Here is a 16183-nt window from a genome sequence, read left to right on the forward strand (position 1 = left end):
TTGATTAAATAAAAAGTCGCGAAATCTAGGATTTACTTTTTGGCTATATAATTCGCGAACTTTTTTTTAAAGGAGAAAAAATGAGACGAATTGTATTCTCGTCATTAGCGGCAATCGCGATTTTAAGCGGATGCAACCAACCTAAGGCCGATACGGCTCCGCAGCAAAAGCAAGAGTCTGTAGCGCACACGATCGTATTTCTGCTAGGAGAGACCGGGGATAAGCGCATCAGCCTTAGCTCGAACGATATGTTCGCAACGGGCGTGTTAACCGACGAAAAAGGTAAAAAGCATAATCTTAAACGCGCTGCTTCCGCAAGCGGTATAATGCTTACTAACGCCGAAGGCATCGAGCTTCTTTTCAAACGCGGAGAGGGAGTGTATACACCGGGAAAAGGCAAGAAGGATATTCCGGTAACCTACACCGAGCACGAGCACAAAAGCGGCGAAATGATGTAGCCGCGGCGGGGCTAAATTTAAGCGCCCGAAAAGCGAATTAAATTTAGCCCCTCGTTTCTCATTTCAGCTTCTTTATCCATAGCAAAATTTAACTCTCGTTTCGGTCTCTTTGATTTGTGATGAAATTTAATCTTTGTGTTTTCACTTCTTTCATCTACACAAATTGAGCTTTTTTGCGAATTTAAGTTTGTGCTCACTGAAAGCAAGCTCCGCAAGCCCGAAATCCCTAAATTTTACAAAATACCCATTTGATCTGCGCTTTACCAGCGAATTTTTTTGATTTTCAACCGAATTTCACTTCAAATTCGCTAAACTGCGCTGAAATTTTAGCAGGCCGGTGCAAATACGGCACAAAATAGATCATTTAGTGAGATTGCCGCATGGATAGCGTTAAATTTTACCTAAACGATTACGAAATTGAGGGTGAAAGCTTTACCGAAGTCGTCGTTGCGATAAACGGCGAGCCCCTGCTTGAGCTGATTAAACGGCGCGAGCAAAGCTTTGCGGCGAAAGAGGGGCAAGCTAGCATCGCGGGAAGCTACGCCTACTTAAACTTGATCGATTTTGAGGAGCTATTTTTACGTGTGGCGCTTGAAGCCGATTTGGCGCAAGATGAGCGAGATGTCGTTCTACTGGGCTGTCCGTGCGGGATCTGGAGCTGCTGGTATCTCGCGCTTAGGGTTAAATTTGAAACGGAGACGGTTAAGCTTTACGAGTTTAAAAACCTGCGCCGCAAAGATTGGCAGTATGGGCTTGAGTTTAAATTTGACCGCGTGAGCTTTGTGAGCGAAATTTCTAAAATCGCCTCTTTTAATAAGCTCTAAAATTCAGTAAATTTTAAGAGCACGCTCGAAACTGCGCCGAAACAAACCTATCTTTGCCTCGGCAAAATTTAGCTTTGAGATGACGAGGGCGCCGCAAAACTCATAGCATTAAAATATTCGCCTCGCCGCTGCGCAAAACATCCAGCAAAATATCATAAAATTTGCCCAGCCTTAGCTTTAAAATTCCGCCCCTTTTGATGACGACTAAGACCTGCCCGCCTCGCTCGCCCAGCGCGTCGTAGAGCGCGTCTAAATTTGCGACGTATTCTGGCTCGAAATTTAGCGCTGCGGCAAATAGCGCGAAAATTTGATCTTTGCGCCTAATCTTTGCGCCGTCGATGATGATCTTTGCGGCGCTGCGCGTTTTAAAATTTAAGCTCATTGTACGCGCTCGAAGCTTTCGTAATGATCGGCGGTGTAGAAGATCAGCCCGTCGTTTGAAAATATCAGCCGTTTCGCGCTGCGCGGGCCACCGCGATACTCGATATCGCACTCGCGCCAAATCCGCCCCTTTTTATCAGGCAGCCTGCGCTCGAAATTGCCGAAACGATCGCCGCCTATGCTTTTGCCGCGCGCGTATCGCCACAGATCGCCGCCCTGCCAGCCGAGCTCACCGGCCTGCTTTTTCGTGATAAAATTTTGCGGCAAAGAGCCCGTACGGCGGATATGAGCGCTCACGCACTCCCTGCTTATGCAGGGCTCGTCCGCGAGCTGATTTTTAGAATTTTCGGCGGGATTTTGCGAGTTTGAAGCTTCGTAATCTGCGCTGCTCCGCCTGTGGATATCCGCCTCATCTTTAGAATTTGCCTCGGCGGGCTCGTTTGCTTGCGGATGAGATTTTAAATCTCCTAGATCCGCCCCGCGCCCTGTCCCGCCGTCTGCGCTTCTTGCGCCGTCTATATTCGTGCTATATGCGCCCTTTTCGCCGCTCTCATCTTTTGCACCGGCGCCACTTGCAGGATTTTGTGAGCTTGAAATTTTACGATCGGCGCCGTTTTTTGAATTTTGCACGCCGCTTTTACGCGACGCAGCATCCAGGGTTTTGGAGGTAAAAACCCGCTCATCTTTAGCCGCGGAGCCGCGCGAATTGGAGATAAAATTTAGCGCCAAAAGAAGTGCTGCAAAAATTGCGAGCGGGATCAGCTTTTTTGCCACCGCTAGCCTCTTTTGCGCGTGGCGAAGCGAAAATAGAGCACGATCGCCGCTACTATCGCGCCTAGAGCCAGCGGAGCGATCCACGGCGCGTCCTTAATGTGCACATAGAGCTCGCGCACGAAATCGCCCGCGTAGTAGCTCAGTAACCCCACCACAAGCGCCCAAATAAGCGAGCTTACGGCATTGATGACGCTAAATTTTAAAAATGAATATTTTGTGATACCGATCGCGATCGGCACGAGGGTTTTGAGGCCGTAGATAAATTTTTTGATTAAAATTATACGGTCGCCGTATTTACGAAATAAAATCTGCGCCAAAGCGAGGTTTCGGCGCTGTTTGCGCAGATATGGCATGATCTCTTTTTTATTGTAGCGGCTTACTAAAAACAGCCCCGAATCGCCTATGAAGTTCGATATGCAGGCGATTACGATGCATAAGACGATATTGAGCTCGCCGGCTGAGCTTAGCACGCCCGCCGCCGCAAGCGCCAAAAATCCTCCGCCCAGCGAATATAAAAACAGTATCAGATACCCCCACGTATGGAGGTTTTCAAACATCGACTCCATCAAATCCTTTCATAAAATTCTATTAAATTTTAGGTTTTAAATTTCAAAATTTCGAGGCTTTTATGCGCCGAAATTCCGCTGCGACAAAATTTATTAGCATACGCTCTTTTGATTTTGCGGGCTTGCGACGCGGCAGCTAAATTTAAAGCTCTAAATTTACACACGACGAGCAGGCAAATTCCACGTTTTGCGATGGCTACCGCATAAAGCTCGATCTGCACGACTTAAAGGCTCGTACGAAGCTAAATTTAGAAAAACGCTAAGTTAAAATTTGCAAAGTTTCGCAAGCAAGCGGCGCTAAATTTTATAAACGTTTAAATTTAGCCTGCTATCGTCGGACTAAATTTCGGCTAAATTTGGCCGCCGAAGCGCGCACAGGCTATGTTCTTTAAAATCAATATCCGCCCTCCGCGCCGATTATGCGCATCAAAAACGCGTAGCCGTCGCTGTTTGGATCAAAAGCGCGATCGTTTTTAGTCTCCAGCACCGAGCCGCCCAGGCTCACGCCAGCGAATAATCCACCCTTGTTCGTAAAGACGTACATATCCTGATTTAGCACGTCCAGTGCGCCCGAATCCGCGCTGTAATTGCCCGCGACCGCCGTCGCATCGCCTGAGAGCGTGATTTGGGATTTTCGCATCTTTTCGATCACGTCGTCGTTCATCACGAAAATGACTAGGTAGTTATCCTCGTAGCCGATCTGAAGTCCGATGCTGGCGCTGCTGATCTCTGCGCCGCTTACGCTGCGCGCGCCGTCGTTATTGTAGATGATGATCCCCTCGCCGTACATTCCGCCTATGATGAAGCCCAGCTTTTTGACGCTCGGAAAGATCACTATCGCGCGGGCTTGCTGCGCTAGATATTTGTACTGCGAGTTTGTGCGCATTACCGACGAATAGGCGCTTGCGCTGTTGATGATGAGCTCATCATCGGCAAATGCCGCGTTAAAAAGCAAAAATAAAGCGATTATAAATTTTTTCATTTCACACTCCTTATTTGGCTATCTCGACCGCGCGAAGCTCGCGTATGACGTTAACCTTGATCTCGCCTGGGAATTGAACCTTATCTTGGATCTCGGAGGCAATCTCTTTAGCGACCAAAACCGCCTCGTCGTCGTTCATAAGCTTAGCATTTGCGATGACGCGGATCTCGCGACCCGCATTGATCGCGTAGGCCTGCTTAACGCCCGTTTTACTCATCGCGATCGCTTCGATGTCGCTAACGCGTTTTAGATAACTTTCTAGCACCTCTCGTCTAGCGCCCGGACGCGCGGCACTTAGCGCGTCTGCGGCACAGACTGCGGCGCTTTCTACGCTTGTGGCCTCCTCGTGGCCGTGGTGGGCGTAGATCGCGTTTATAACTACCGGATGCTCTTTGTAGCGGCGGCAAACCTCAGCGCCCAGATCCACGTGCGAGCCCTCGTATTCGTGAGTCAGCGCCTTGCCGATGTCGTGAAGTAGGCCCGCCCTCTTGGCCAGCTTTTGATCTCCGCCCGTTTCTGCGGCGATAATGCCCGCAAGATGTGCGACTTCAAGGCTGTGCGCAAGGGCGTTCTGTCCATAGCTGGCGCGAAATTTAAGCTTGCCGATGAGTTTTAAAATTTCGGGATGAATTTTACTAAGACCTAGATCCATTACGATATTTTCGCCCTCTTCCGCAATGCTAGCTTCAAATTCGTCGCTTACTTTTTTGTAGATATCCTCGATGCGCGCAGGCTGAATTCTACCGTCCTCAATAAGCGTTTCGATGACGCGAACGGCGATGGCGCGGCGGTAGAGATTATGTGAGCTTACGATGATCGCATTCGGGGTATCGTCGATGATGACATCCACGCCAAGGGTCATCTCAAGCGCCTTTATGTTACGCCCCTCTTTGCCGATGATACGGCCTTTTAGCTCGTCGTTTTTGATATTTACGACGTTGATAAGTCGCTCTGCCGCAAACTCGCCCGCAAAGCGCGACGTAGCCTGCGCCAAAATATAATTCGCCTTTTTTCGCGCCTCTTTTTTGGCTTCCTCTTCATACTTTCGCACGATGTGAGCGATGTCGGTGCGGCTTTGCTCCTCGACCTTCTTAAGCACCTGCGCACGCGCTTCATCCTGCGTAAAGCCCGCCACGCGCTCAAGCACCTTAAGAGCCTCGGAGAGCTTCTCTTCATAGCTTTTCTTTAAATTCGAGCCCTCTTCGTAAAGGAATTTCGCCTCTTTTTTGGCGCTTTCGAGCTCTTTTTTGCTGTCTTTTAAAATCTCTTGCTCGGTTAGAAGCGCGTGCTCCTTTTTGCCGAGCTCGTCAAATTTAACGTTAAATTCCTTCTGTAGTTTGCTTGATTTGTCGTCATATTTTTTCTTCGCTTCAAACTCGGCTTCCTGCACCGAAATTTTAGAATTTCGCAAGATGCCCTCAGCTTCAAATTCTATCGCTTTAGCTTTAGCTTTGGCTTGTTCTACGAAGAAATCGTAATTGGCGTTATTGATCTTTCTAGCTACTAAGTATCCTATGCCAGCGCCCACCGCAAGAGCGCACAAGGCGATTAAAATCTCTATCATACTTTCCTCTTTTTAGGTAATTTTGGCTCGGAGTTATGTAAAAATCGCCCTTTACGTCGTGATCAAACGATAAAATTTCGCTGCAAAAGCAGTCTTTTATACTCACGAACGCGATTGTGGGCTTAAGCTTAAGACCAGAAAAAAACATATCGTAAAATCCTTTCCCATGTCCTATTCTAGCCATTGCGCCATCCACTCCGATAGCTGGAACCACGGCTAGATCGACCTTTTTAAAATACCCATTTTGCGGCAGCGTCTGTCGCAACCCAAAGCGCGAAATTTTAAAAGGCTGGCGCAATCTTACCATTTTTAAGCTAATATCCACCATAAACGGAACGTAAAATTCGCAGCTTTTTGATAGCTTTTTTCTTAAAATCAAAACGTTAGGCTCGTAGCTCATCGGCAAAAATATCAAAATTTTACGCGCTTTTAAAAATTTTACCAGACCCTCTATGCGCCTTAAAAGCGCATAATGCTCGCATCTAGCTGCGCGCGCGGCGTGAGATTTTAGGCGGGATTTGCAAGCTTTTCTAAATTCATTCTTTAGCATCGTTTGAACTTTCGAATAAAATATTAACGCTTATTTTAGCTATTTTTTGTATAATTTTGCGATAAAATTCTCAAGGTTTATTATGAAATTTCGTTTTTTTCTAGCGCTTTTTACGGCTTTTTTGTTTCTTGCGGGTTGCGGCAGCGACGAGGAGCAAAGTAGCACCGAGAGCAACGCCACGCAGCCACAGTCCGAAACCGAAGCCGTAATCCAGGTCGATTATACCGCTCCTTTTACACTTCAGCTAAGTAACGGAAAAATTTTAAATATGCAAAAGACAAAGCAAGGCTTTCGAATCGATAATAACTCCTCCGTGACGCTATTTGCATTTTTTACGCCGTGGTGCGACGCCTGCGCCGTGCAGGTAAGCGCGCTAAACGCCGCCAAACAAGCCTACTCCGGCAAGCTTGACATAATCGGCGTGATGATCGGTGATGCAAATTTAGACGATGCAAAAAATTACGCAAGCGCACACGAAGTAAATTACGCGATCGCTTACGGCGAAGGGACGGACTTTTTTACAAAGGCGCTAGGCGGCATAAACGAAGTGCCGTATATGGCGATATACGACGAAAAGGGCGAGTTTAGCGCGCAGTATTTCGGGCTGATGCCGGAAGAAATTTTAATGACCGAATTGGAGAAAATTTTCTGATGTTCGAATTTTTTAAAAAAGGGCTTAGCAAGACCATAGACGCGATGCGAGGCGCGAAAAGCGAAGATAAAATTTCAAAAGAAATCCTAGAAGAGATGCTGCTTGAAGCCGACGTAAGCTACGAACTCGTGGAGGAAATTTTAGAAAAGCTGCCCGCAAAAAAGCTAGTCGCTAAAGATGATCTTAAAGGCGTTTTGAAGAGCTATTTTAATTACGAGATTGCCCGTCCTGCGGATGAAAAGCCTTTCGTCGAGCTAATTTTGGGCGTAAACGGCGCGGGCAAAACTACAACAACCGCAAAGCTTGCAAATTTATATAAAAATAGTGGCCAAAGCGTGATTTTAGGCGCATGCGACACCTTTCGCGCGGGCGCGGTCGAGCAGTTGCGCAAATGGGCGCAGATCCTAAATCTACCGATCGTGGCGACCGCGCAAGGGCACGATCCCGCAGCCGTGGCGTTTGACACCATTAGTTCGGCAAGTGCCAAAAACATTGATCGCGTCCTGATCGACACCGCAGGGCGCCTGCAAAACCAGAAAAATTTAGCCGCGGAGCTAGAAAAGATCGTGCGAATATGCGACCGCGCAAAAAGCGGCGCACCGCACCGCAAGATCATCGTGCTCGACGCCACTCAGGGCAATCACAGCGTCGCGCAAGCCAGGGCGTTCAACGAGATCGTAAGGCTTGACGGCATCATCATCACGAAGCTTGACGGCACGCCCAAAGGCGGCGCACTTTTCGCCATAGCGCGCGAGCTGCGGCTGCCGATACTTTTCGTCGGCGTGGGCGAGCGGATGGAGGATTTGGCGGAATTTAACTCGGATGAGTTTGTAGAGACGCTGGTGGATGGGATTTACGCTTAGGCTCTGCGTAAATTTACATATTCTCGCCGAACAAGCTTAAATTTTACGCGCTGAAATGCTCGGCAAATTTTGCCGCTTTATTATCTTAGAATAAATTTTACTTAAAATTTTGCGATTTTCGTTTTAGAATTTTACAAAATTTTAGCTCACGCACTGCATAAAAAACGCGCTCGTCCGCGTCCATTCGTATCAAAACATGTAGAATCCCGCCGCCTGCAACGCGGTGCGCTTACGAGAATTCTTCAATGATCTCAAGCCGCTTAAATTTTACGGTTATCCTCTGTCCGCTCGCAAAGATAAAATCATACTCGCAAACGCCTTCCCGCTTTAGCGAAAATTGATGAACTATCAGATCGTTATTTTTAAAGCTCTTGTCGTCCGTTTTGAAGCGGACGGCTAGGACGTTTTTGAAAACAAATTTAAAATTTCTATCCCCATATGGCGATAAAAATTTCATTGCTAGTCTATCTTCGTTTTTTAAAATAGCGAATTTAAATTCAGTCAAAACGGCGTCGTGAAGGGTCTCTTTCGTACTGAACAGATACCTTTTTGGATCCGAGACGAACTGCCTGATAGGCTTTGCTATTTCGTTTTCATTCTTGCGAAGCGACTTAAAATAATCGTCAAAATACCAAATACGGCCCTTTCTTTTTATTTTCGCCGTGATTATCCGTCCGTCCATTTGCGCGTTTTTCTTAAATTTTACTCACGTGCACTGCATAAAAAACGCGCTCACCCGCGTCCGCTCGCACCAAAACACATATAAAATCCCGCCGCTGCCAAACATCACCTCACCGCCTTGCTCGCAGCTTGGAAGCTCGCTGTCAAGCTGCATCAAAAACTCCATCTTTTCGCCGCATATCGGACAGCGCGGCACCTGCGCGCCCTGTATCCATGAAGGCTCGCCGCCGATGCGCGCGAGGTTTTGCCTACTATTTGACATCCCCCAGTCCTGAGCCGTCCAGCGGGCGGGCGTAGGCGCAAGTGCTACTTCGCACTCCTTTATCGGTTCGTCAAAGGCGTATTCGACCTGCGTCCTTTCGCCGATACGTCGTGGCATACCCTGCGCGTCGTGCTCGTAAAAGACTATCTCGCCTTCGTTTATCTCTCTGACGTGCGCGGCGAGGGTTAGGCGAGGCAGCGATCGCACGGGCAAGTCGCGGGGCAGCGGATCAAGCGTGATGAGATGAAATAGCGGATTTTGCGCATCGCCGTCCGCCTCGTCCAAAACCCCGCCGAGCTTATAGCCTACCTCGCTGCCATCAAGCCGCCAGGTCGGATGGTGCTTCGCCAGATGCGGTGCATAGGGTGCGCCGAAATAGCCGCGCGGAAAGATTATGTGATACACGCGCTGGCCGCAGTATCTTTTGAGCATAAATTTCTCGCCGCCAAAGCAAATTTCATCGTTCGGCGCTTTTTGTGATTTATCGGAGTCGGTTTCGTCCGCGTTAAATTTAACGACGCTTGCCACATTGCACGTTTCATTTAAATTTACGTTAGCTCGCGATACGTTGCGCTCGCTCGTTTGGGTTTGTTTGACGCCGACACATTCGTTTGCATCCGTTTTTAAAATTTCATCCGCTGCCGTTTGAGCCACGCCGTCTGCGTTAAATTTAGTCCGCTCAAAGGTAAATCCGACAGCCTCCAGCCAATAGCCGATATACTCTAATAGGTCGCACGGGCGATCGAAAAAATCCTCCGCAAGCGCGAACTCACAGGCAAATTTTACGTTTCGCGGATCGCGGGTTTGCAGCAGACAGCTAAAAATTTTTTGCTTATCGTCTTTGCTCGTCTGCGGATCCGCAAGCTTCTCGCGCCAGATTTGCGAGCCCTCATAGCTAAGCCCGCGCCACGGATACTCCGCGTAATACGTGCTCTCGTTCGGCTGCAATTTAAAAAGCTCGCCCAGATACGGGTGCAAAAACGGCGCGAACTCGAGACTTGCCGCAGCGATTACCTCTTCGGCGTTTTTCCAGCGTGCGCTTTTTTCATCTCTGCCGCGTTGCCGTACACTTTTGCCTGCGCTTTCGTCCGCCCACGCTGAGCGTGCATTCTCTCCCGTCTGTGCCGCGCTTTCGTCCTGCTTCGTTTCGCGCCCCTCTGCCACCTCTTCGCGCAAAATTTCAACCGCCGTAGCAATCAGAGCCTTAAAATCCTCCTCGCCTACATAGTCCAGAGCGTCCTTTAGCAGCGTGCCGCCCTCTTGCCGCCCGCGCAGCAGACTGTCCGATAGCGTAAAATACGCCGTCTCGTCGCCTTGCAGTCGCCAAAATCGCTCATATAAACCAGGCACTCTAAAGCCGTCGCGTTCGAAATCTTGCGCCAGATTTAGCGCCTCATCCCGTTTATCCATCTTATTTCCTTTTGCGATTTTATTTTGATAATTTTATCGTAAATTTAAGTTAAATTTTGAAGGCGGCTTATCTTGTATCTCAAAATTCTATGGAAAAATATGGGAGATTAAATTCGGCGACGAATTAAAATTTAGAAGTGTGCCGAGCCCCGTAGAGCCCGGCTAAATTTTAAAATAGCTCTTAAATTTAAAAGCTATCGTCTCTTTTTTCAAAGATCAGATGCAGCACGTAGGTCACGGCGAAGGTCAAGGTGCTAGGCACGATCCAGCCGAGCATAGAATCGTAAAACGGCATCATCTTCACAAACGACGTTACAAGCGGCACCGAAATCCCCAAAATATCAAGTCCGTTTATGACGCCCTCGACAACGCAGACATAGACGCAGGCGCGGTAAATCAGCTTGCTCGAATCGATCCACGGATTGATCAGCGAGAGGATTATCAGCATGATCGAGATCGGGTAGATTGCGACGAGCACGGGGATGGAGCCTTTGATGATGGTCGTAAGGCCGAAATTTGCGACTCCAAAGCCGATCACGCACCAAGCGATCACCCAGGTTTTGTATTTGATCTTGCCCTTCGTAAGCTCCTCGAAGTATTCGCTAGCCGAGCTTATAAGGCCAAGAGTCGTGGTGATGCAAGCTAGGAAAAACGCGCTGCCTAGGATCACGACGCCAACTCTTCCGAAATAATGATCGCTTACTCGCGACAAAAGCTCCGCTCCGTTGATATTCGGCGTATCTTTGAAAAGCTCCGCGGAGGTCGCGCCCAGATAGCCCAGCATAAAATATATCGTCATCAGTATGACGCCCGACATCATTCCCGCTTTTATCGTAGAGGTGACGAGGTGCTTTTCGTCGCTCACGCCGGTTGCTTTAATGGCATTAATCACGATGATTCCAAATGCCAGCGAGGCAAGCGCATCCATCGTCTGATAGCCCTCTACGAAGCCCTTTGCTGCGGCGTGATCGATATACTCTCCGCTAGGAGCGACGAAACCTCCGATCGGAAATAAAAATCCCGCGCCAAAAAGCAGCAAAATAAGCGCCAAAAGTATCGGCGTGAGGTATTTTCCGAGCAGATCGACGAGCTTTGAAGGGTTCATACAGATGTAATAGTTCAGCGCAAAATACGCCGCAGAATAAACAAATAGCCAAATTTGAAGGCTATCTTGCCCGATAAAAGGCTTGATCGCGATGTCAAAGGGCATATTCGCCGCGCGCGGTATCGCAAAAAGAGGCCCGATCGTAAGATATAAAAGCGCGGTAAAAACGATCGCAAACACGGGATCTATGCGGCGCACCAAGCTCTGAAGCCCCTTGGCACGAGCTATACCCGCAACGCCGAGCACCGGCAGAAGCACCGCCGTAGCGCAAAAAAACATTATCGCAATATAAAAATTCTGTCCGGAATCCTTGCCTAAGCCCGGCGGAAAAATAAAATTTCCCGCACCGAAAAACATCGCAAACAGCGTAAGCGATATCGTCAAAAACTGGCTTCTACTAAGCTTGCCCTTCATCTTAAACCTTCTTTAAATAAAGTGAAGTTTGTATTATAGTTATAAATATTTAAAACATATTTAAATTTAGCCTAAATTTAGCCGCAAATCCTCTATCTCGCGATTTTTGATTCCGCAAACAGCACGCGGGGCGGCTAAAATTTTAAAAATTTTAAGTATAATTTCACGAAATTCAAGGCTAAATTTAGACAAAATGAACGAGGAATAAAGATGGCGAAGATTAAAACTACGATTTTTGAGTGTCAGCACTGCGGCAATCAGCAAAGCAGATGGCTCGGCAGATGCCCAGACTGCGGCGCATTCGATAGTTTCATCGAGCTCAAGCCCGCTCAGATCAAAGCGCTAAAAGAGATCGAGGGCGAGCTTGCTCGTGCCTCGTCCGCAAGCGCCAAAGCGATCAGCGAGATAGAAATCGAGCAAATTTCGCGCATCGACACCAAGGATAGCGAGCTAAATTTAGTCCTCGGAGGCGGCGTCGTAGAGGGCTCGCTCGTGCTAATCGGCGGCAGCCCGGGCATCGGAAAATCCACGCTACTGCTTAAGATCGCGGCAAATTTAGCAAGCAGCGGCCGCGCCGTGCTCTACGTAAGCGGCGAGGAAAGCGCCAGCCAGATCAAAATGCGCGCGCAGCGGCTTGGCGCGATAAGCGAGCAGCTGTTTTTGCTCACCGAGATAAATCTGGGTGCCGTGCTTGAAGAGGTCGAGCGCAGGGATTATAAGTTTATCGTCATCGACAGCATCCAGACGCTTTTTAGCGACAAAGCCCCCTCTGCGCCGGGCTCGATCACGCAGGTGCGCGAGATCACGTTTGAATTGATGCGACTTGCCAAAGCGCGCGGGATTTCGATCTTCATCATCGGCCATATCACCAAAGAGGGCTCGATCGCGGGCCCGCGCATACTAGAACATATGGTGGACGTGGTGCTGTATTTCGAGGGCGATGCGAGCAAGCAGCTTAGAATTTTGCGCGGTTTTAAAAACCGCTTCGGGGCTACGAGCGAGGTGGGGATTTTCGAGATGGGGCCGCACGGGCTCGTAAGCGCCAAGGACGTCGCGAGTAAATTTTTCACGCGCGGTAAGGCGGTAAGTGGCTCGGCGATCACGATCACGATGGAGGGCACGCGCGCGCTCGTCGTGGAGATCCAAGCACTCGTGTGCGAGAGCGGCTATCCGAAGCGCAGCGCCACGGGCTTTGATAAAAACCGTCTGGATATGCTTCTAGCGCTGCTTGATCGCAAGCTTGAGATCGGGCTTGGCGGATACGACGTCTTCGTAAACGTAAGCGGCGGCGTAAAAATCACCGAAACGGCGTGCGATCTCGCCGTCGTCGCGGCGATCGTAAGCAGCTTCAAAAACCGCCCGATCAGCAAAGAGAGCGTCTTCATCGGCGAGGTGAGCCTAAACGGCGAGATCAGAGAGATATTCAACCTCGATGCGCGCCTGAAAGAAGCCGCGATGCAGAAATTTAAAAACGCGATCGTCCCGATGAAGCCGCAAAACGCGCAAGGGCTTAAAATTTTTCACGCCACCGAGATCACACAAATTTTAGATTGGATGTGAGGCGGCGCGCTTCTTAGCCTCGGCTTGGCGGGCGGCGCAAGCGAGCGGAAATGGACTTTGAGCGGCAAGGGACGCGTTGCTTTTGCATGGGCGCGGCGAGGGGCGCAAGTGCGCCGCTTTTTGCATGGCTCACAAGCAAGCGCAAATGAGCTTGATCGCTAAGGCGCGATTTTTGGAATTTCACGTATCGTAGCGGCTCAAAAATTCGTTTGAGATTTAAAACGGCTCGGCGACGGTGCGGTTAAAATTTAATCATTCGCGGCACATCCTAGTGAGCAAGATAGGCGCTTTGCAGCATAAATTTTAAAATTTTGCCACAATGCGGCGCAAAGCCAAGCCCGATAGGTCCTTGCGTCACACAAAATTCTATCGCGGCGCGCAGGACGTATCGCATAGGGCTAAGAGCCGGTAAGATTTTAGCGGCGCCAAGCTCTCATACGCGAGTGCGGATACCACAAGCAAAGTATCGCGCGCCGAGCCGAATGAGCGCTACTGCGATACGCTGCAACCTAGGGGGCTTGCTAACGAGACGCTACGCAAGCCAAAGCGCGCAGGTCCGCCTCACGTAGCCAAAAGACAAAGCCTACAAGGCGGCAAGATAGCAACGCAGCGAGAGCGCAATGAAATTTTAACGCAGACCGCATAAGCCGTCGGCAAAGCCTAATTCTACGGACAGGTTCCGCGGATAAAATTTACTAAATTTAGCGCGGATAAAATTTTATAAATTTAAACGGAAAGGTGCGTATGAGCCCAAACGTAATCGTCAAATTCGTCATTTTGTTTTTCATCAGGGCGCAAAGCTTAAACGTCAAATTTAGCAAGCTCGACGCCGTCGTGTCGCACGCTTACGCCAAATATGGGGCGCTCTTTAAACTAAGCGTGCCGCTACTTGCAGCAGCGTCGGTATTTGCGCTGTTTAACCTATACGATTTTGCCAAAGCAAACTACGCGCTGACGATCTTTTTGCTTGCTTTGGGTTCGCCACTGCTTGCGTATAGCTTTTTTAAAGCGATAAAATCGGCGATGACCTTCGCGCTATTTGTGATCCCCTTTGCGGCGGTGTTTGCGATCATCGCGGTGACGGGCGCACAGAAGCTTGATAACTCGCTAAATTTTAACATCGTCTTTCCGCTGTTTTTCACCATCGTGTGGTTTGCGATGTCGGTGATCGCCGACGAGGACGTAGCGCAGATCATGAACAAGATCGTATCGAAGCTCTCCACACTTTTCGTGACGATTTTCATCCTTTACAACTACGAGGCACTGCACGGGATTTTAACCGCGGGCTCGGGAGGGTATCGCGCTAGCGAGGATGAGCTAAGCGCGCTTGATCTTGTATTTATGACGATTAGATTTTTTACGCTGCCTTCGATTTTTACGTTGATGATTTTTGAGATCAAAGATTATCTTTTTACGAGATACGGCGCGTTCATACAGGCTCAGCAGGAGCGCATGCAGGATTTAAAAAATTCCAAGGGCTCGGAGTAAAAATTTAAAGCTTAGCTCGATCTAATTTTGCGCGCCGTAAATACTCGCAAATACTAAAGATTGCAACCGCCATGTGTACGCTGGGCTTAGGCGCGGCAGTGGGACCAATAAAATTTGAAATGAGATTTTTAGGACAAAATTTTGAGATGGAATTTTAATGACGCACCGGTTATGCGCGGGTTAGAATTTAAAGCCGAAAGCTTCAAATCCTAACCCACATCAAATTTAAAATTCTAAAAGAAGCTGTATATGTCGTCTAAAAGGAAGTATTTTTTATCGACGGTGCCTTTGTAGAACGGCTCGAAAGTATCGTTATACGCTTTTTTGAAAAAGCCCTCTTTACTAAGCGAGATAAGCGCTTGATTGACGGCTTCTGCGAGATCTGCGTTGCCCTTTTGCATCGCGATACCCAAAAATACGTTCTCGCCGAGGCTTTTGATATTAACCTCGACGCTAGGATCTGCGACCGGATAGACCATCACAAATAGATTATCGTCGCACGCGCCGTCGATCTCGCCGCTTTTTAGCCGCTTGTAGCAATCGGAGGAATTTTTGCAATACACTAGATTGTAGCCGCCGTCCTTTTGCATAAACGCTTCGCCCGTCGAGCCGCGGATGACGCCTACTTTCTTACCTCGCAGATCGCTCATTTTTTGGATATTGTCGCTTTTTCTGGTTAAAACTCCGGAATTTACCGAAAGATAGGGCATCGAAAACTCATAATTTTTCTTTCTCTCCTCAGTAACGCTTGCAGCCGCGATAAGCATATCTGCCTGATTATTTTGAATGGACGGAAAGCGCGCTTGCGCTGATACCGGTATGAGCTCGATCCTGCCGCCGGTATCGCCTAAAATTTTGCCTCCGATTGCATTAGCAAGCTCTACGTCAAAGCCCTCAAAGCCGTTATCCGTAACTCTACTAAATGGAGGCTCGTTTTCATAGACAGCGATACGAATGACTTTACTCTGCTTTATTTGGCTTAAAGAATTCGCAAGCGCAAAGATGCAAGATAGAAGAATTAAAAACAGTGATTTTTTCATTTTAAATTCCTTTTTTATTAAAAAAAGCTGTAAAGATCGTCGAGTAAGAAATATTTTTTATCGACGGTGCCTTTATAGAAGGATTCGAAAGTGTCCTCGTAAGCCTTTTTGAAAAAGCCCTCTTTGCTAAGCGCGATCAAGCCTTTATTGATCGCTTCTAGCAGCTCCACGTTACCCTTTTGCACCGCGACGCCCAAGAATACATTATCGCCTAAATTTTTTATATTGACTTCGACTGCAGGATCTACGATCGGATAGACCATTACAAAAAGGTTGTTGTTGCAATACCCGTCGATCTCGCCACTTTTTAATCTCCTATAGCAATCGACCGAATCGTTGCAATAAGAAACATTATAACCGCCGTCCTTTTTGATATACGCCTCGCCGGTAGTCTTGCGGATGATGCCGATCTTTTTACCCATCAGATCGCCTATTTTGTGAATATTTGAGTCTTTTTTCGTTAAAATTCCCAAATTTACCGTAAAATACGGCATCGAGAAATCCACGCTGCCTTTACGCTCTTCAGTGATACTTGCAGCCGCGATTATCATATCTGCCTGATTGTTTTGCAGCATCGGAAAACGCACTTCGTTTGTTACCGGTATGAGC

At 48.3% G+C, this 16183-nt stretch carries 18 protein-coding genes; 6 read left to right on the forward strand and 12 right to left on the reverse strand.

Annotated features, from left to right (window positions below):
* The first annotated feature begins 80 nt into the window (after positions 1–80).
* Both Q0605_RS00340 and Q0605_RS00345 read left to right on the forward strand, forming a co-directional pair.
* Complete coding sequence (locus tag Q0605_RS00340; protein WP_297944227.1) at positions 81–458, forward strand: hypothetical protein; 378 nt, start codon at positions 81–83, stop codon at positions 456–458.
* A 380-nt stretch (positions 459–838) separates the two neighbouring features.
* Positions 839–1282, forward strand: coding sequence for a hypothetical protein (locus Q0605_RS00345; RefSeq protein ID WP_298703249.1), 444 nt, complete (start codon positions 839–841; stop codon positions 1280–1282).
* A 100-nt stretch (positions 1283–1382) separates the two neighbouring features.
* Here Q0605_RS00345 and Q0605_RS00350 read toward each other — a convergent pair whose 3' ends face one another.
* The 7 genes from Q0605_RS00350 to Q0605_RS00380 form a co-directional block, all read right to left on the reverse strand.
* Positions 1383–1664: a barstar family protein gene (locus Q0605_RS00350; protein ID WP_298703250.1), complete on the reverse strand. Its 282-nt coding sequence runs from the start codon at positions 1662–1664 to the stop codon at positions 1383–1385.
* Entirely contained in the window at positions 1661–2437 is a 777-nt protein-coding gene (locus tag Q0605_RS00355; RefSeq protein WP_298703251.1) for a ribonuclease domain-containing protein, read from the reverse strand. Before Q0605_RS00355 ends, Q0605_RS00350 begins: the two co-directional genes overlap by 4 nt.
* Positions 2438–2439: 2 nt before the next feature.
* Positions 2440–3003, reverse strand: coding sequence for a DedA family protein (locus Q0605_RS00360; RefSeq protein WP_297914856.1), 564 nt, complete (start codon positions 3001–3003; stop codon positions 2440–2442).
* Positions 3004–3032: 29 nt separating this feature from the next.
* The gene (locus Q0605_RS00365; RefSeq protein ID WP_298703252.1) at positions 3033–3224 is read right to left on the reverse strand and encodes a hypothetical protein; all 192 of its coding nucleotides are present in this window, start codon (positions 3222–3224) and stop codon (positions 3033–3035) included.
* 173 nt (positions 3225–3397) lie between these two features.
* Positions 3398–3985 carry a lipid-binding SYLF domain-containing protein gene (locus Q0605_RS00370; RefSeq protein WP_298703253.1) on the reverse strand — a complete coding sequence of 196 codons (588 nt, stop codon included), beginning with the start codon at positions 3983–3985 and terminating at the stop codon, positions 3398–3400.
* 10 nt (positions 3986–3995) lie between these two features.
* Positions 3996–5549, reverse strand: coding sequence for a ribonuclease Y (gene rny / locus Q0605_RS00375; RefSeq protein WP_298703254.1), 1554 nt, complete (start codon positions 5547–5549; stop codon positions 3996–3998).
* The gene (locus Q0605_RS00380) at positions 5482–6099 is read right to left on the reverse strand and encodes a 5-formyltetrahydrofolate cyclo-ligase (protein ID WP_298703255.1); all 618 of its coding nucleotides are present in this window, start codon (positions 6097–6099) and stop codon (positions 5482–5484) included. Before Q0605_RS00380 ends, rny begins: the two co-directional genes overlap by 68 nt.
* Before the next feature lie 82 nt (positions 6100–6181).
* Here Q0605_RS00380 and Q0605_RS00385 point away from each other — a divergent pair, with 82 nt between their 5' ends.
* Positions 6182–6751, forward strand: coding sequence for a TlpA disulfide reductase family protein (locus Q0605_RS00385; protein ID WP_298703256.1), 570 nt, complete (start codon positions 6182–6184; stop codon positions 6749–6751).
* Complete coding sequence (gene ftsY, locus Q0605_RS00390) at positions 6751–7614, forward strand: signal recognition particle-docking protein FtsY (RefSeq protein WP_298703257.1); 864 nt, start codon at positions 6751–6753, stop codon at positions 7612–7614. Before Q0605_RS00385 ends, ftsY begins: the two co-directional genes overlap by 1 nt.
* A gap of 229 nt (positions 7615–7843) precedes the next feature.
* Here the strand turns inward: ftsY and Q0605_RS00395 are convergent, their stop codons facing one another.
* The 3 genes from Q0605_RS00395 to brnQ form a co-directional block, all read right to left on the reverse strand.
* Positions 7844–8296 (reverse strand): hypothetical protein, encoded by a 453-nt coding sequence (locus Q0605_RS00395; protein ID WP_298703258.1) that lies wholly within the window; start codon positions 8294–8296, stop codon positions 7844–7846.
* A 24-nt stretch (positions 8297–8320) separates the two neighbouring features.
* On the reverse strand, positions 8321–9967 hold the full coding sequence (locus Q0605_RS00400) for a hypothetical protein (RefSeq protein WP_298703259.1): 1647 nt from the start codon (positions 9965–9967) through the stop codon (positions 8321–8323).
* A gap of 187 nt (positions 9968–10154) precedes the next feature.
* The gene (gene brnQ / locus Q0605_RS00405; RefSeq protein ID WP_298703260.1) at positions 10155–11486 is read right to left on the reverse strand and encodes a branched-chain amino acid transport system II carrier protein; all 1332 of its coding nucleotides are present in this window, start codon (positions 11484–11486) and stop codon (positions 10155–10157) included.
* 210 nt (positions 11487–11696) lie between these two features.
* Between brnQ and radA the strand changes: the two genes are divergently transcribed.
* On the forward strand, positions 11697–13046 hold the full coding sequence (gene radA, locus Q0605_RS00410; RefSeq protein WP_298703261.1) for a DNA repair protein RadA: 1350 nt from the start codon (positions 11697–11699) through the stop codon (positions 13044–13046).
* Between the two features lie 744 nt (positions 13047–13790).
* Positions 13791–14534 carry a hypothetical protein gene (locus tag Q0605_RS00415; RefSeq protein ID WP_298703262.1) on the forward strand — a complete coding sequence of 248 codons (744 nt, stop codon included), beginning with the start codon at positions 13791–13793 and terminating at the stop codon, positions 14532–14534.
* 233 nt (positions 14535–14767) lie between these two features.
* On the opposite strand, the gene Q0605_RS00420 is transcribed toward Q0605_RS00415, so the two are convergent.
* Complete coding sequence (locus Q0605_RS00420) at positions 14768–15574, reverse strand: transporter substrate-binding domain-containing protein (RefSeq protein ID WP_005873330.1); 807 nt, start codon at positions 15572–15574, stop codon at positions 14768–14770.
* Between the two features lie 17 nt (positions 15575–15591).
* Positions 15592–16183 (reverse strand): transporter substrate-binding domain-containing protein (locus tag Q0605_RS00425; protein WP_298703263.1); only part of this gene is annotated, 592 nt, incomplete at its 5' end.

Origin of the sequence: uncultured Campylobacter sp., assembly GCF_938017705.1 — a bacterium.
GTDB lineage: Bacteria > Campylobacterota > Campylobacteria > Campylobacterales > Campylobacteraceae > Campylobacter_B.

Coding starts and splice junctions, on each gene's coding strand:
- Q0605_RS00340 (WP_297944227.1), top strand. CDS start 81: ATGAGACGAATTGTATTCTCGTCATTAGCGGCAATCGCGATTTTAAGC.
- Q0605_RS00345 (WP_298703249.1), top strand. CDS start 839: ATGGATAGCGTTAAATTTTACCTAAACGATTACGAAATTGAGGGTGAA.
- Q0605_RS00350 (WP_298703250.1), bottom strand. CDS start 1,664: ATGAGCTTAAATTTTAAAACGCGCAGCGCCGCAAAGATCATCATCGAC.
- Q0605_RS00360 (WP_297914856.1), bottom strand. CDS start 3,003: ATGGAGTCGATGTTTGAAAACCTCCATACGTGGGGGTATCTGATACTG.
- Q0605_RS00370 (WP_298703253.1), bottom strand. CDS start 3,985: ATGAAAAAATTTATAATCGCTTTATTTTTGCTTTTTAACGCGGCATTT.
- rny (WP_298703254.1), bottom strand. CDS start 5,549: ATGATAGAGATTTTAATCGCCTTGTGCGCTCTTGCGGTGGGCGCTGGC.
- Q0605_RS00380 (WP_298703255.1), bottom strand. CDS start 6,099: ATGCTAAAGAATGAATTTAGAAAAGCTTGCAAATCCCGCCTAAAATCT.
- Q0605_RS00385 (WP_298703256.1), top strand. CDS start 6,182: ATGAAATTTCGTTTTTTTCTAGCGCTTTTTACGGCTTTTTTGTTTCTT.
- ftsY (WP_298703257.1), top strand. CDS start 6,751: ATGTTCGAATTTTTTAAAAAAGGGCTTAGCAAGACCATAGACGCGATG.
- Q0605_RS00395 (WP_298703258.1), bottom strand. CDS start 8,296: ATGGACGGACGGATAATCACGGCGAAAATAAAAAGAAAGGGCCGTATT.
- Q0605_RS00400 (WP_298703259.1), bottom strand. CDS start 9,967: ATGGATAAACGGGATGAGGCGCTAAATCTGGCGCAAGATTTCGAACGC.
- brnQ (WP_298703260.1), bottom strand. CDS start 11,486: ATGAAGGGCAAGCTTAGTAGAAGCCAGTTTTTGACGATATCGCTTACG.
- radA (WP_298703261.1), top strand. CDS start 11,697: ATGGCGAAGATTAAAACTACGATTTTTGAGTGTCAGCACTGCGGCAAT.
- Q0605_RS00415 (WP_298703262.1), top strand. CDS start 13,791: ATGAGCCCAAACGTAATCGTCAAATTCGTCATTTTGTTTTTCATCAGG.
- Q0605_RS00420 (WP_005873330.1), bottom strand. CDS start 15,574: ATGAAAAAATCACTGTTTTTAATTCTTCTATCTTGCATCTTTGCGCTT.